The 13,218-nt window shown below is 68.3% G+C and carries 14 protein-coding genes and 1 pseudogene; 11 read left to right on the forward strand and 4 right to left on the reverse strand.

The genetic code is table 11. From position 1 onward, the window contains the following. Window positions 1-181: 181 nt before the first annotated feature. Window positions 182-2,161 carry a recombinase family protein gene (locus tag DN051_RS40045; RefSeq protein WP_199314826.1) on the forward strand — a complete coding sequence of 660 codons (1,980 nt, stop codon included), beginning with the start codon at window positions 182-184 and terminating at the stop codon, window positions 2,159-2,161. 36 nt (window positions 2,162-2,197) lie between these two features. Next, complete coding sequence (locus DN051_RS40050) at window positions 2,198-2,656, forward strand: DinB family protein (RefSeq protein WP_112437593.1); 459 nt, start codon at window positions 2,198-2,200, stop codon at window positions 2,654-2,656. A 215-nt stretch (window positions 2,657-2,871) separates the two neighbouring features. Here the strand turns inward: DN051_RS40050 and DN051_RS40055 are convergent, their stop codons facing one another. Next, entirely contained in the window at window positions 2,872-3,765 is an 894-nt protein-coding gene (locus tag DN051_RS40055) for an AraC family transcriptional regulator (RefSeq protein ID WP_246040791.1), read from the reverse strand. A gap of 180 nt (window positions 3,766-3,945) precedes the next feature. On the opposite strand from DN051_RS40055, the gene DN051_RS40060 reads away from it, so the two are divergent. Next, window positions 3,946-5,028 (forward strand): aldo/keto reductase, encoded by a 1,083-nt coding sequence (locus tag DN051_RS40060; protein ID WP_112437592.1) that lies wholly within the window; start codon window positions 3,946-3,948, stop codon window positions 5,026-5,028. A 52-nt stretch (window positions 5,029-5,080) separates the two neighbouring features. After that, complete coding sequence (locus tag DN051_RS40065) at window positions 5,081-5,839, forward strand: SDR family NAD(P)-dependent oxidoreductase (RefSeq protein ID WP_112437591.1); 759 nt, start codon at window positions 5,081-5,083, stop codon at window positions 5,837-5,839. A 10-nt stretch (window positions 5,840-5,849) separates the two neighbouring features. On the opposite strand, the gene DN051_RS40070 is transcribed toward DN051_RS40065, so the two are convergent. Next, complete coding sequence (locus DN051_RS40070) at window positions 5,850-6,377, reverse strand: MurR/RpiR family transcriptional regulator (protein WP_162624744.1); 528 nt, start codon at window positions 6,375-6,377, stop codon at window positions 5,850-5,852. Window positions 6,378-6,547: 170 nt separating this feature from the next. Here DN051_RS40070 and DN051_RS48000 point away from each other — a divergent pair. Both DN051_RS48000 and DN051_RS45490 read left to right on the forward strand, forming a co-directional pair. Beyond that, window positions 6,548-6,715, forward strand: a pseudogene (locus tag DN051_RS48000) (MFS transporter); the annotation flags it as partial. Between the two features lie 172 nt (window positions 6,716-6,887). Continuing rightward, complete coding sequence (locus DN051_RS45490; protein WP_162624743.1) at window positions 6,888-7,112, forward strand: hypothetical protein; 225 nt, start codon at window positions 6,888-6,890, stop codon at window positions 7,110-7,112. A gap of 118 nt (window positions 7,113-7,230) precedes the next feature. Here the strand turns inward: DN051_RS45490 and DN051_RS40085 are convergent, their stop codons facing one another. Together DN051_RS40085 and DN051_RS40090 are read right to left on the reverse strand one after the other, a co-directional pair. After that, window positions 7,231-7,776, reverse strand: a complete 546-nt coding sequence (locus DN051_RS40085; protein WP_112437588.1) for a DUF6415 family natural product biosynthesis protein — start codon at window positions 7,774-7,776, stop codon at window positions 7,231-7,233. After that, window positions 7,773-8,330, reverse strand: coding sequence for a hypothetical protein (locus tag DN051_RS40090; RefSeq protein WP_112437587.1), 558 nt, complete (start codon window positions 8,328-8,330; stop codon window positions 7,773-7,775). The genes DN051_RS40085 and DN051_RS40090 overlap by 4 nt, the downstream gene beginning before the upstream one ends. Window positions 8,331-8,581: 251 nt before the next feature. Here DN051_RS40090 and DN051_RS40095 point away from each other — a divergent pair, with 251 nt between their 5' ends. The 5 genes from DN051_RS40095 to DN051_RS46910 all read left to right on the forward strand — a co-directional run bounded on the left by DN051_RS40095 (window position 8,582) and on the right by DN051_RS46910 (window position 12,933). Continuing rightward, the gene (locus tag DN051_RS40095) at window positions 8,582-9,358 is read left to right on the forward strand and encodes an aminotransferase class IV family protein (protein WP_112437586.1); all 777 of its coding nucleotides are present in this window, start codon (window positions 8,582-8,584) and stop codon (window positions 9,356-9,358) included. 117 nt (window positions 9,359-9,475) lie between these two features. Further along, a complete protein-coding gene (locus DN051_RS40100) occupies window positions 9,476-10,288 on the forward strand; it encodes a formylglycine-generating enzyme family protein (protein ID WP_246040792.1) in 813 nt (270 codons plus the stop codon). Window positions 10,289-10,460: 172 nt separating this feature from the next. Beyond that, complete coding sequence (locus DN051_RS40105; RefSeq protein WP_112437584.1) at window positions 10,461-10,688, forward strand: NUDIX domain-containing protein; 228 nt, start codon at window positions 10,461-10,463, stop codon at window positions 10,686-10,688. A 774-nt stretch (window positions 10,689-11,462) separates the two neighbouring features. Then, window positions 11,463-11,912 (forward strand): helix-turn-helix domain-containing protein, encoded by a 450-nt coding sequence (locus DN051_RS46005; RefSeq protein WP_199314827.1) that lies wholly within the window; start codon window positions 11,463-11,465, stop codon window positions 11,910-11,912. A 40-nt stretch (window positions 11,913-11,952) separates the two neighbouring features. Next, on the forward strand, window positions 11,953-12,933 hold the full coding sequence (locus tag DN051_RS46910; RefSeq protein ID WP_246040793.1) for a hypothetical protein: 981 nt from the start codon (window positions 11,953-11,955) through the stop codon (window positions 12,931-12,933). Window positions 12,934-13,218 lie beyond the last annotated feature (285 nt).

Raw genomic sequence — 13,218 nt, forward strand, 5'->3', positions numbered from 1 at the left:
TGGCGTGGGCGGGAGCGAGGAGCCGTGCCGCGGACCGGGGTGTTTGGCGAGACGGTGATGGTGCTGGCCAACATGGTCGAGTCCGTGCTGGGAGGCGGCCGTGAACGGGCAGTCGAAGATCACCTCGTCGCATCGGTCCCGGCAGGCGGTGGTCTAACTGCGGCAGTCGACGTATGTGCAGGTGAGGGACAACACCGAGTCCACGGCGAGGCAGTACGCGCCGGCCGACGAGGCGGTGCGGCTGGGCTGGGACCGCGAGGACGTCGTGGTGATCGACGCCGACCTGGGGGTGTCGGGGAAGTTCGGGGCCGAGCGCGAGGGCTTCCGCCAACTGGTGGCGAAGGTCTGCCTGGGCGAGGTCGGGGCGGTCTTCGGGCTGGAGGTGTCCCGCCTGGCCCGGTCCTCGGCGGACTTCGCCCGGCTGCTGGAGCTGGCCCGGCTGACGGACGCGCTGCTGGTGGACGGCGACGGGGTCTACGACCTGTCGGACATCAACGACCGGCTGCTGCTGGGGCTCAAGGGCAGCATGAGCGAGGCCGAACTGCATATCCTGGCCGGTCGGTTACAGGGTGCGAAGCGGGCCGCCGCCGAGCGGGGCGAGCTGCACTTCCCGCTGCCGGTCGGCTACGTCTACGACGACGAGGGCGCATGCGTGATCGATCCGGACGTGGAGGCGCAGACCGCGATCCGGGACGTGTTCGCCGCGTTCGCAGCCGGCGGGTCGGCCTACGCCGTAGTGGCCGCCTTCGTCGGCCGGCGTTTCCCGCTGCGGGCCTATGGAGGCGTGTGGGCAAGCCAGTTGCGCTGGGGGAAGCTCACCCATGCCAGGGTGCTGGGGGTGCTGGGCAACCCGTGTTACGCGGGCACCTACGTCTACGGCCGGTACACGACCCGGCGCACGGTGGAGCCGGACGGCACCGTGCGCACCGGGGTGCGGCTGCTTGCGAGGGATCAGTGGCCGGTGGTGCTGCACGATCACCACGAGGGCGACATCACCTGGCAGACCCTCCTGGACATCGAGGCGAAGCTGAAGGCCAACTGCACCCATGACGGCGCCCGTCCGGCCCGCGAGGGCCTGGCCCTATGTCAGGGGATCATCGGCTGCGGCTCGTGCGGGCGCCCGATGGCCACCCGCTACCACCGCAGCGGGCAGGCGGCCTACGAGTGCTCCGGGTCAAAGGCCGACCACCAGGGCACACCGACCTGCCGGTCGATCAGGGCGGATGTTGTCGATGACGCGGTTGCCACACGCTTGCTGGCCCAGCTCACCCCGGGCCGGATCACGGTCGCCCTCGCGGCGGCGGACGAGGTCACCGCCCGGCATACCCGCTCACAGCGGGCGGCCGAGCTGGCAGTGGAACGCGCCCGCTACGAGGCGGATCGCGCCGAGCGGGCGTTCACAGCGGTCGATCCCGGCAACCGGCTCGTCGCCCAGACACTGGAGAGCCGGTGGGAGGCCCGGCTCACCGCCCTGGCCGAGGCCGAAGCCGCCCTCGCAGAAGCACACGAGAGCCGTCCACCGCTGCCCGATCGGGCTGACCTGCTGGCCCTCGCTGGCGACCTTCCCCGCCTCTGGCACGCATCCGGGACCCGGGACAAGGACAGGAAACGCCTGCTCAGGACACTGGTGGCGGACGTGACGCTGATGCCGGAGGCCGACCGGTGGCGGGCCCGGGTGGGCTTGCGCTGGCACACCGGCGCGAGCGAGGTGATCGGCCTGGAGCGGCCCAAGCCGGCGCCGGAGGCCCGGCGGACCCCGTCGGCCGCCTTGGAGCTGATCAGCCGGCGTGGCCCCCGGCTGCGGGACGCCGAGCTTGTCGACGAGCTCGCCGCGGAGGGCATCACGACCGCGTCGGGCTGGCCGTTCGATGCGGCGGCGGTCCGCTGGGTCCGCCACGTCCACAAGATCCCCTCCCCGTTCACGGTCCCGTTCCGGGACGGCGAGATCTCGGTCAAGGAGGTGGCCCGCCGCCTGGGGATCGCGGCCGACGCGGTCTACTACTGGATCAACCACGGCCAGCTGGCCGCCTGCAAGACTCCCAGCGGACGCTGGTGTGTCCTCTGGGACGACGAGACCGAGGCCGCCTGCCGACGGCGCATCGCCGAATCCGGGCACCACACCCCGAAAACCCGAACCATCACAGCAGGAGGGGCAGTATGAAGCCGCCGTGCCGCGGGGTTCGGAAGCGAACGTGACATGTTGCGGGCTTTCCTCGACTACCACCGCGCGACTCTTGCTATGAAGTGCGAAGGACTTACCGACGAGGAACTGCGGCAGCAGTCGATGCCGCCGTCCACGCTCTCGCTGCTCGGTCTGGTTCGGCATATGGCGGAGGTGGAGCGTGCTTGGTTCCGTCGGGTGTTTGAGGAGAACGACGTGCCCATGGTCTGGTCCGACAAGATTGACTTCCAGGCGGCGTACGACGCGAGCGCGTCGACCAGGGACGAGGCGTTCGAGGCCTGGGAGGCCGAGGTGGAGAACTCGCGTCGTATCGAGCGGGAGGCTGAATCCCTGGACCGGGCCGGGTATCAGCCGAGATGGGGTGAGGAAGTATCGCTGCGGATGGTGATGGTGCACGTGCTCCTGGAGTACGGCCGCCACAACGGGCACGCAGACTTTTTGCGCGAGGGTGTCGACGGGACCGTGGGCGCCTGAGTCCGCAGTCACCAATCTCCGAGTGCTGCTGCTCTGTTCCATGACTCGCCCCTCAAATAGCGCCGGGGCGCACATTCTCATCACGCACCGGCCGGACAGCGGTGAGCTGATCACAACGACTCCACCGCAGGTCCCGCCGAGTGTCGCGGGGCGATGTGTCCGCGCGTTTTGCCGATATTTGTGCCGGGTAATTTGTCTGTTTGAACGCCCGGCATTTATTCCTGGAGAACTTCAACGGTTCGCAGGCGCGCTGCGTCCTGACCCGGAGGTGCACCGAACATGCGCCGGTATTCACGGCTGAACTGTGAGGGGCTTTCGTATCCCACGGCGTAGCTGATCGCGGCCACGTCGTGTGGCGATGCCATGAGCTGAATGCGGGCTTTCTGCAAACGGAGCCGTTTTTGGTATTGCAGCGGACTCATGGCCGTCACGGCCCGGAAGTTCCGATTGAGAGAGGAGACGCTCATTCCGACTTCGTCGGCGAGGTCGTCGATGCGTATCACCTGGTCGTAATGCGTCTTGATCCATGCGATGGCGCGGGCGACGAGAGTGGTCCGGCTGTCGGCGAGGCCGATCTGCCTGATCAGGGCGCCCTGGGGGCCGTTTAGTAGTCGCCAGTGGATCTCGCGTTGGAGGCTGGGGGCGAGTACCGGGATGTCCCGTGGTTCGTCGAGCAGGCGCAGCAGCCGGACGACGGCGTCGAGCAGCCTGTCGTCGGCGTCACTGGTCGCCAGGCCTGGCCCCGCGTGTGGGCGGGGGGTCGTCGGGCCGGTTTCGAGCAGCAGCTGCGCGATGATCGAGGGCTGCAGGGGAAGCCCGAACGCGAGGTACGGCTCGGCGGGTGTGGCGCGGGTGATCTGCGAGGTCAGGGGCAGGTCGACGGTCGCGATGAGGTACTGGCCGGAGTGGTACTCGAAGATGTGGTCCCCGAGGACGGAGCGCTTCGCTCCCTGAGCCGTGAGGGCGATCATGGGCTCGGTCACGGTGCCCAGTGGTTCGGTCACGTGTTGGGTCGAGAAGACCGCTATCTGGTGAGTCCATACAGGACGGGAGCTGCCCGCTGCCAGTCTCGCGATCCGGCGCCGGATTTCCTTGAGGTGATCCACCATGCCAGGAAAGCACGTGAGCGTACGCGGGGCCAGCCTGATGCGGGCGAGGTTGCGCGGATCGTGCAATGGTCCGCGTGCATCGGTCTAGGGAGCCGCCCCGCGGCGGGGTCGAATGGAGAGGTACCCGGACGGACCGTCACAGCGTCCGTCCTCGCCTTTCCCCGCTTATGAGGTTGCACCATGTCGCTCGATTCCTACGTGACGCTCGGACGTTCCGGACTGCGTATCAGTCAGTTCACGCTGGGCACGATGACTTTCGGGGAGGATCACGGTTGGGGCAGCAGCCCCGGGGATTCCCAGGACATTCTCACGGCCTATCTCGATCGAGGCGGAAACTCGATCGACACGGCCAACATCTACACCAACGGCCATTCCGAAAAGATCATCGGTGACTACTTCGCCGCCCGGTCCGGACTGCGCGACCGGGTGGTGATCGGCACGAAGTTCTTCGGCAATCTCTACGAGAACGACCCCAACGGCGGCGGACCGGGCCGCAAGGCGGTCGTGCAACAGCTGGAGAACTCCCTGCGGCGGCTGCGGACCGACTACGTCGACATCTACTGGTTGCACAACTTCGACCCGTCCACTCCGGCCGAGGAGACACTCCGCGCGCTGGACGACCTGGTCGCCGGCGGCAAGGTCCGCTACGTCGGCTTCTCCGACGTGCCGGCCTGGGCGACGGCGCAGGCGGCCACCATCGCGCGATTCCGCGGGTGGGCCCCGATCATCGCGGTGCAGTTGGAGTACTCCCTGCTCGAACGCACCTCGGAGGGGGAGCTGATCCCCATGGCTCAGGCCCTGGGCATGGGAGTGATGCCCTGGGGGCCGCTGAAGAGCGGCTTCCTGTCCGGCAAGTACTCCAGCACCGTCACGGGACCGGTCGACACCACGCGGACGCAACTGGTCGGCACCCCGAGCGAGGCCGACTACGTCGTGATCGACGCGCTCGACGCCGTCGCCCGTGAGGTGGGCGCCAGTCCCGCCGCGGTGGCGCTGGCCTGGGTGCGGGGCCGACCTGGGATCACCTCCACCTTGATCGGCGCACGCCGCATGGACCAGTTCGAGGCCAACCTGCGGGCGCTCGATGTGACCCTGACCGAAGCCCAGCGGGACGCCCTCGACGAGGTGTCCGCTCCCGCGCTGAACTTCCCCGCCGAGAACAACAGGACGCTGGCCCCGATGATCCAGTTCGGCGGGGCCACCGTGGACGGGCGCCCTTCGATGGTGTCCCCGCTCCTGAGGGCCGCCAGCGCCCGCTACTGAAAGCCACAGCACCACAGTGAGAGCGACGACAAGAAGAACGGAAGGGACAGACATGTCATTGCAGTTCGCCGGCAAGACCGCCCTGGTCACCGGGGGCGGATCCGGTATCGGGCGAGCCACGGCACTGGCGCTCGCGGCCGAGGGCGCGCTGGTCACCGTCTCGGGTCGGACGGAGGAGACGCTGAAGGAGACGGTGCGCCTGGTCGAGGATGCCGGCGGCTCGGCCCGCCACTTCGTGGCCGATGTGTCTGACGAGTCCATGGTGGAAGCCACGGTCCGAGCGGCAGTCGGGGACACGGGCCGACTCGACTTCGCCGTGAACAACGCGGGCTACGACGGCGAGTTCCAGCTCACCACGGACTACTCCACCGAGATGCTGGACCGGATGATCGCCGTCAATGTCCGTGGCGTGTTCCTGTCGATGAAGTACGAACTCCGGCAGATGGTCGCGCAGGGCCACGGCTCAGTGGTGAACATGTCCTCGGGCGCGGGGCTGGTGGGTGTGTCCGGGTTCTCCGGTTACACGGCCACCAAGGCGGCGGAGATCGGCATGACCAAGAGTTCGGCCCTTGAGGTGGCGCCGTACGGGATCCGCGTCAATGCCCTGTGCCCCGGTCTGGTGGACACACCGATGATCGCGACGATGGATCCGAACGAGGAACCCATGAAGTCGATCATTGCCGCCCACCCCCTGGGGCGGATAGCCGACGCGAACGAGATCGCCGACGCTGTCGTCTGGCTCTGCTCGGACAAGGCGGGTTTCGTCACGGGCGTGGCGCTGCCGATCGACGGCGGCTACTCGGTGCCGTGACGCACGACCGTCACGAGCCGTCCTCCTGGGAGGCCCGGCGCCTCGTGGGCTGCCGGCCGGTCGGGTGGGACTCCGGAGTGAGGGCTGCCCGAAGTGTGTGCAGGAGCTCGGAGTGGGAGGTGGAGCGGTCCCGGTACCGGGCGGCCACTCCGAGGAGCAGGCAATCCGTGATCAGCAGCGAGCTGAAGGCCTCCGCCGTGTAGCCGGTGGCCGAGTGGACGGCAGGCAGTGTCACGTCGACGCGTCCTGCCGGGGCCGGGCCGAGCGAGTCCGTCACGTGGACGGTCTTCGCTCCCACAGACTGGGCGTGGTCGATGACCACGCCCAGTTCCCTTGTCAGGCGGGCTGGTGCATAGATGACAACGGCATCGTTCTCGCGGAGCCCGAGCAGGCCGTCCGCGAGCAGGAACCCGGTAGCACCGACGAACCGCGTGGGATGACCCAGGCGGTTCATCTTCATGGCGAGGAACCGAGCGGGGATCTCGGAGAGGCCGACACCGAACGCGAGTACCTCGCGCGCCCGCGCCAGGACTTCCACGGCCTGCTCGAACTCCCCTGGAGGGACCAGCCGGAAGGTCTCCGTGAGCCGTTCGCTCGCCTTGGAGCAGACGTGGTCGAGTAAGGTGGCGGTCTCCCGCCCCGCGCCGTCGATGCGCCGACTGAGCCTGACGGAGGGCCGGGTGCCGTCGATGATCTGCAGTCCGATGCGCGAGCGTCCCGGCGGGACGCCTTGCCGAGGCGAACGCTGCCCTGAGCGTCGGCGGGTACGTCCCCGTTGGTCTGCTGCCGGTCGTCACCGGTTACCTCAGCGACGTCATCGGCCTGCCCGCCGCCACCACGGCGTTCACTGTCGTGGTCGCCGCCGGAGCCATGTAGGTGGCGACCCGCCGCCACCTCACTGCTTGACCCGCGTCCCTCGGACCGGAAGCCGCACCGGATTCGCGAGCGGCATCAGTGATCCGATTCGTAGTCCACGTCCTGCTCCATCTCCGCCGCATATCAAGACGTGGTGATCTCGAATGACACGCAGGTGGACAGGGCCTTCTGCATGACGGATCGCATTGGTGACCAGCTTGCTGACCACCAGCTCGGCGACGAATGCCGTCGCTTCGAGCCCTCACATCGTGAGCTGTCGTTGGAGCGGACTGCGTGCGGTGGCGACGTTCGCCTCCCGCACGACCTGGTGCTGCTGCAAGCGGACTGGTACCGCACCTACGACGCGCTCCCTTCGCCCAGTCCGGTGCGCACGACGTTCCTGCGCCGCCGTCTGTAATCGCTGTCGGTCCGGCTGCGCTGGCACCGGACGGGATGCGTGCTGTGGACATGTCTCCTCCGGTGTTCTGTGGTGAAGCCCGGGGGTTGTCCGGGTTGCCCGTACCGGCTCGGGGGAGTCAATCCGGCCGGGCCGGTGCGGGAGTCTGGGGGGCTCTCAGTGGGTCCGGGAACTCGTGCAGGACCAGCAGTGCCCGGCAGGCGGTTGCCAGGTTGTGCAGGGCGTCCGCCTGCCGTGCAGTGACGATGTCGATTGCTAGGGCGCGGTTGGCCGAGGCGATGACGTGCTGGGCGGTCCGCTGGTGCTCGCCCTGCATGCGCGGGAGCAGTTGCTGAATCTCGGGCATGAGGAGCTGGGTCTGTCCGCGCAGGCAGCCCACGAGATGCGCCCGTTCCTCACCGTTGGGCAGCGCCGGTTCCCACAGTGCCAGTGCGCAGGTGCGGCGGATGTGGTCGGCGTCGATGGGCGCCGATCCGGAGCGGGCTTGCAGGAGAGCGATCATGTTGGCCTCACGGGCGAGGGGTGGGTGGGAGGCGCCGGCCGCGGCCGCGGCCGGGTTGACGGTCTGCTCGTGGACCGCGATGCGAAAAGGCGTGATGGCGGCGAGGTTGCCGACCGTCCACGGCGCGGTCGGCGTGGCCCCTGGCGGGTCTCGGTCGCTCATGCGATCACCTGGGGCGTGTCTGCCTGCTGCTGCGGCGCCGCGTGTAGGAGCGCGTGCAGCAGCGTGTACAGGTGCTCGGGGTCGGCATGCCGCTGGGGGATGACGTCGGGCGGCGTCAGCCAGAACGGGCCGGGCGGCGCCACGCTCTCCAGACGAGGCACGCCCACGTGATGGACGTAGGGCTGGGTGCCTCCCAGGCATTCCACCCGGGCCGAGGCGAGATCGCGGGGCCAGTCCTTGTCCGTACGCGGCGGGACCAGGAGGTACATGAAGGGCCTGTACGGGTCACAGAAGGCCGATCCGCCCACCTTCAGTTCCCCGAGCCGCTGAACCAGTTCCTGGAGCGTGGTGGCGCGGTCGAAGCCCGGGTGCAGGACGTCGTACGGCACGCGTACGGCGTCCCACTCCACACCGGCCGTCAGCAGTGCCACACCGGGGCTGCGCCACTCACTGATGGCCGTTTGCCGGTCCGGGGCTGCTGTCAGCAGCCACTCGTAGGCTGCGGCCCGGCGCTCTCTCTCGGGCCTGGGCAGGACGTAGCTGTCGGGCGTCACCGGACCGCGCCTTTTGTACGTGGTTCAGCCGCGGCGAAGAACGCATGCTTCGCTGTTGCGCACCGGTCATAGATGAACGCCAGTAATGGCGAGTCGCCCATCGGATACCACCTGGTCACAGTGAGTGTTTGGGAGGTCACTAGACAACACCCTTGAGTCATGGCAATGGAAGGAACTTTTGGCGAACTTATAGGCCGTCAACTTGGGGCTGACACTCGGCAATTGCCCGGCTTGCTGCCATCCTGGTGAACATGGCGACCCTGAACGGACGACCCGTTACCCCCGATGCCCTGCTGACTCTGGCGCTGACGAACTTCGGCCACTTCACATCCATGCGCGTGGACGACCATCGCGTACGCGGCCTTGATCTGCATCTTGCGCGCCTGGTCAGGGACTGCCGGACGGTGATGGGCGCGGAACTGGACCCGGAGAGGGTCCGCAGCTACGTCCGCCAGGCCGCAGGCGATCTGGCGGGTTCCTTCGTCGTGCGCGTCACCATCTTCGATCCGGCCGTCGAGATGGCACACCCCGACAAGGCGAACAACCCCAGCGTCCTGGTCACTGTGCGCCCGGCCGGCGACCTGCCGATGCCCCCACTGCGCGTAAAGTCCGTCCGCTACGAGCGGGACGTGCCCGCGGTCAAACACGCAGGTCTGTTCGGAGCCCTGCACGCCCGACGCTCGGCGCTCCTGGACGGCTACGACGATGCACTGTTCGTCGGCCCGGACGACCACGTGTCCGAAGGCGGAACGTGGAACGTTGGCTTCATCGGTGAGGACGGAGTCGTGTGGCCCAAGGCCGACGTGTTGCCGGGTGTGACGATGGCACTTCTCCAGCAGACCGGGCAGCACCACACCGCGCCGGTGACCCTCGCGGAAGCGCAGGGCATGCACGCCGCTTTCGCCACCAACACCACGATCGGAGTGCGGGCGCTGTCCACCATCGATGACGTACCGATGGCCACAGAGCACCCCACGCTCACCCAGCTCCGGGACGCCTATCTCGCCGTCCCCGGCGAGCGACTGTAAAGGGGATACGCCATGACGGGGGTTGCGCGGTGGACGGGGCGGGAGGTCTTGGCCTTCCGTACCGCCCTACGGCAGAACGGGCGTGACTTCGCCGCATCGGTCGGAGTCAGTCACCGCATGCTGGTCAAGTGGGAAAAACAGGGCGCGAACATTGTGCCGCGAGCTGCGAATCAGACCGCGCTGGACACGATGCTCTCGACAGCACTCCCTGCGGTGCAAGAGCGGTTCGCTACTTTGATCACCGAGCAGGCCGCAGCGGAACACGATGCGCGAGCCGAGGCCCTCTTACGCCGAGAACCCCACTACGCCAAGAGCCCGATCGACGGGAAGCTGATGGTCTCCGTTGACGCGGGCATCTTCCGGGCCGGGCGGGGCAACAGGCCCACTTGGCTGGAGGCCTTCTCCATCGACGTGTACCCGACGACGAACGCGGACTACGCACGCTTCGTCAGGGCGACTGGCCACCGGGCCCCGCAGCACTGGCCGGGCGGAAAGTGCCCAGACAGCATCTTTGACCACCCAGTGGTGTGGGTGACGTGGCACGACGCTGACGCCTATGCCGAGTGGGCCGGCAAGGCGCTGCCCACGAGCGAGCAATGGGAGAAGGCAGCCCGCGGCACCAAGGGCCGCGCCTACCCGTGGGGCGACGCGCCCACGGCCGCCAAATGCAACGTGCTCGACTCCGAGATTGGGCGAACCACTCCCGTCTCCCGCTACCAGTCGGGGGTGAGCCCGTACGGCGTGTTCGACATGTGCGGGAACACGTGGGAATGGTGCGCATCCGAATCGGAGCCCGGTCGGCACGAGTTGAAGGGGAGCGCGTTCACGTCCCCCTTCATCCATGCCACCCCGTCGCTCTTCAACGCCGCCAACGCCACGATGCAGGACAACGACACCGGGTTCCGCTGCGTCAGCCTGTCTCCGGAATGACCCCCACCGGAGCGTGGCCTCCCCACGGCACCTTGGACAGCGGGTCCTCCGCCGTGGCCGTGACCGGCCTGTCGTACACCGTGTCCGCGGTCTGCGACTCCGCTGACCAACGGCCTGCCGGTTGCGCTCCCGGAGCGGCACCCCCGCGGCGATTGGCTACGGTCGGTGGCGCATGCCCTCAGGAAGACTCGACCGGGGCGAGACTCTGCCCGCCGGCGCTGTCCGCGAGCTGCACGAGGAGACCGGGATCACCGTCGACCCGACCGACCTCCGCCTTGTCCAGGTGGTGCACCACCGCCAGGGCGACGAAGTCGAGCGGATCGACTTCTTCTTCGAGGCTGAGGAATGGGAAGGCGAGCCCGTCAACCAAGGACCGGACAGGTACATGGCTCTGGCCTGATTTACCGTGCACGAACTGCCCCATGACATCATCGAATACCCACGTGAAGGCCTGCTGGGCACTTCAACGGCACAGGCCCCCTCGCCGCGCACAACTGGCAGTAGCAACGCCGATCGCCAAGCCCGCGGGACGCGGCTGACCATGGCGGTCTTGTGTGGTTGTTGCTGGATCGTGTCCGGTGGTCGGGGCTGGTGGTCGTCGGTGTGGTCGGGGTCGTCGGGTGCGCTGAAGGGATGAACCTCTCCCACGCTTCTTCGCTCAGTGGTCACCGCAACTTCGCGTCTACCCCCTCGCTGCAGACCTGTGGCGGCCGGGTGTTCGTGGCCTGCGGGGGAGGGCGGTGACTCGTCTCGGGGTGGGGGTTCGTCGTGGGGTGATGGCCGCGGACGGGTCCGCCCCGTCCGCCTGGTTCACTCAGGTCGCCAATGCCCTGTTCCGCGACAGCGGGCTTACGTTTCGGGCGAAGGGGATTTTCGGTTTCCTCAGTACCCATGTGACCGGCTGGCGGGTCACGGTCGCTGACCTGGTGGGTGCCGGGCCTGATGGGCGGGATGCGGTGCGTGCCGGTGTGAGCGAGCTGGAGAGGTTCGGCTATCTGGTCCGTGAGCAGGTGCGGTGCGATGACGGGACGCTCGGCGGTATCGTCTACTCGATCACGGACCGGCCGGCCCTCGGTGACGCCGGCCGGGGGCCTGCGGCCGGCAGCCCCCGGCCGTGTCCGGGTCGTCGAGTCGGGCGGGGGCCGGTTTCGAGGCGGGGATCCGCCGTGGGGTGATGGCGGCGGACCGTTTCACGCAGATCGCGAACGGCCTGTTCCGCGATCCTCGGCTTTCGTTCAAGGCGCAGGGTCTGTTCGGGTTGATCAGTACGCACCGGGACGGCTGGCGGATCAGCGTGGCGGATCTGGCGCGCCGCGGCCGCGACGGCGAGGCAGCCGTCAGGAGCGGGCTCAAGGAGCTGGAGAAGCATGGCTTCCTGCGCCGGGGACGCGAGCGCCGTCCGGACGGCACGCTCGGTGCGGCAGCGTACGTCATCACCGATTCACCCAGTCAGCAACGCTGCAGGTCGCAGCCGATGTCGGGTTTCCCACCGGTGGATGACCCGACGTCGGCTGACCACCTGACTAAGAACACCATCGGAAAGAACACCACGAAGCAGAAGACCACACCCCTCCGTCCCGGCCACCGCGGCGACAACGAGGCTCGCAGCGAAGCTGCAGCCTGAGCCGGCAGCATCGCCGCCGCGCGGGCCGCGGGTGGACGAGATGCATCCGGGTATCCGGCTGCTGCTCGACATCGGTGCCCGCCGTCCGGACCTCCTGCTGACCGATCAGGGCCGCGTGATCACCGCGATGATGGAGGCCGGCTGGAACAGCGCGCAGTTACGCCACGTCATCACCCACCGGCCTTTACCGGACCGGGTCCGCACCACCGTCGGCGCGATCATCGCCGCCCGGCTGCGTGCTGTCCACGCTTACCAGCCGCCGGCCCTTCCGGACAGCTGGCGCCACGACAGCGACGTCCCGGGAGGCGTGGCGCCTGTGGTACCCGTATCCCAGTGGTCGTCCACGGTGCCCGCTTTCCGCACGGTGGTCGCGGCCCTGGCCTACCGGGCGCTGGTGGAGTGCTCCGGCTGCGGCGCTGTCGCTTGTCAGCCCCAAAGACGTCGCCCCCGACTGGTGGCTCGGCCTCGCCTGCGGCAGGCCATCGCCCGGACCGAAGACGCCACGCGAGAACGTAGCCCCAGCGGGCGCCGCCCAGAGGAAGCCGACGATCTTCTGGGCACTTTCGCCACCGACGGGGCATTTGGCTTCGATCCCTTCCCCTTCCTCCAAGCAATTCACGATGCCGGATTGCGCGCGGTAGTCATCGGCCAGGTCGCCGGCATCATGCACGGCTCGACCGAACTGACCGGGGACCTCGACCTGCTCTGGGACGGCACTCCTGACGAGGCGCACGCTTTGCGCGACGCCCTGGCCCTGTGCGGCTGCACCGGACTGCCTGATCTCGACCGCTCACAGGTGGGGTACCGGGTCACCGGTGCCAGCGGAGACCTGTGCACCCCCGCCCTGCCCTGGGGCGCCATGGATGTCACCCCCTGCCTGACCTTGGCGCAGACCACCCGTGACCCCGCAGGATTCACCATCCGCTACGCCGCACTCGACGACCTGATCCGCATGCGGCGGGCCCTCGGCCGTCCGAAGGACCAGCGCCGCGCAGACGAACTCGCCCGGCTGCGCACCTGACTCGGTATGACCAGCACTCACAGCCGTGCTACCGGGACCTCGTCGGCGTCATCCGTAGGACGGCCGCGGAAGCCGGTTCTTGAGGAAATGGCATAGCGGCTGCTTCTGCGACCACTGCTGGCGGGCGGCCTCACCGCCGACGCAGCGGCGCCCCTGAGATACGGGCCGGGTGGTTGTGCTGGGCGGAGGGACGGGTAAGGAAGTTCGCAGCCCTTGGTCTTCGAGGGGAAGGCCAGGGGCGACCTGCCATGACAGGACGGTCATCGAAACCAGCGGTTCCCAACC

The sequence above is a fragment of the Streptomyces cadmiisoli genome, assembly GCF_003261055.1.
In the GTDB taxonomy this organism is placed as follows: Bacteria; Actinomycetota; Actinomycetes; order Streptomycetales; family Streptomycetaceae; genus Streptomyces; species Streptomyces cadmiisoli.

Coding starts and splice junctions, on each gene's coding strand:
- DN051_RS40055 (WP_246040791.1), bottom strand. CDS start 3,765: ATGGTGGATCACCTCAAGGAAATCCGGCGCCGGATCGCGAGACTGGCA.
- DN051_RS40085 (WP_112437588.1), bottom strand. CDS start 7,776: ATGAGCGACCGAGACCCGCCAGGGGCCACGCCGACCGCGCCGTGGACG.
- DN051_RS40050 (WP_112437593.1), top strand. CDS start 2,198: ATGTTGCGGGCTTTCCTCGACTACCACCGCGCGACTCTTGCTATGAAG.
- DN051_RS40095 (WP_112437586.1), top strand. CDS start 8,582: ATGGCGACCCTGAACGGACGACCCGTTACCCCCGATGCCCTGCTGACT.
- DN051_RS40060 (WP_112437592.1), top strand. CDS start 3,946: ATGTCGCTCGATTCCTACGTGACGCTCGGACGTTCCGGACTGCGTATC.
- DN051_RS40065 (WP_112437591.1), top strand. CDS start 5,081: ATGTCATTGCAGTTCGCCGGCAAGACCGCCCTGGTCACCGGGGGCGGA.
- DN051_RS45490 (WP_162624743.1), top strand. CDS start 6,888: ATGACGGATCGCATTGGTGACCAGCTTGCTGACCACCAGCTCGGCGAC.
- DN051_RS46910 (WP_246040793.1), top strand. CDS start 11,953: ATGCATCCGGGTATCCGGCTGCTGCTCGACATCGGTGCCCGCCGTCCG.
- DN051_RS40105 (WP_112437584.1), top strand. CDS start 10,461: ATGCCCTCAGGAAGACTCGACCGGGGCGAGACTCTGCCCGCCGGCGCT.
- DN051_RS40100 (WP_246040792.1), top strand. CDS start 9,476: ATGCTGGTCAAGTGGGAAAAACAGGGCGCGAACATTGTGCCGCGAGCT.
- DN051_RS46005 (WP_199314827.1), top strand. CDS start 11,463: ATGGCGGCGGACCGTTTCACGCAGATCGCGAACGGCCTGTTCCGCGAT.